The organism is Emticicia sp. W12TSBA100-4 (assembly GCF_040253585.1).
Taxonomy (GTDB): Bacteria; Bacteroidota; Bacteroidia; order Cytophagales; family Spirosomataceae; genus Emticicia.
On the sequence record NZ_JBELAU010000091.1, the window covers coordinates 1 to 360 of the forward strand.

Annotated in this window: 1 pseudogene; it reads right to left on the minus strand. The window is 46.1% G+C overall.

What is annotated here, in order from left to right:
* Positions 1–360, minus strand: a pseudogene (locus tag ABR854_RS25890) (GDSL-type esterase/lipase family protein); the annotation flags it as partial.

Consider the following 360-nt stretch of genomic DNA (forward strand, 5'->3'; position numbering starts at 1 on the left):
GGTTGTAGTGGCTGTTGCAGTACAACCATTTAAACCTGTTACTGTAACGGTGTAAGTACCTGCTGCTGTGATAGTAGCCGTTGCGTTAGTACCAAGTCCGTTTGACCAAAGATACGAACCGCCACCACTTGCTGTGCGAATAACATTTGTAGTAGCACAACTTAGGTTATTAGAACCCGTGATTTGGACATTAGGTAAACTTCCATCGTTAGTTATGGTGGTAGTGGCTGTTGCAGTACAACCATTTGAACCTGTTACTGTGACGGTGTAAGTACCAGCTGCTGTGATAGTAGCCGTTGCGTTAGTACCAAGTCCGTTTGACCAAAGATACGAACCGCCACCGCTTGCTGTGCGAATGAC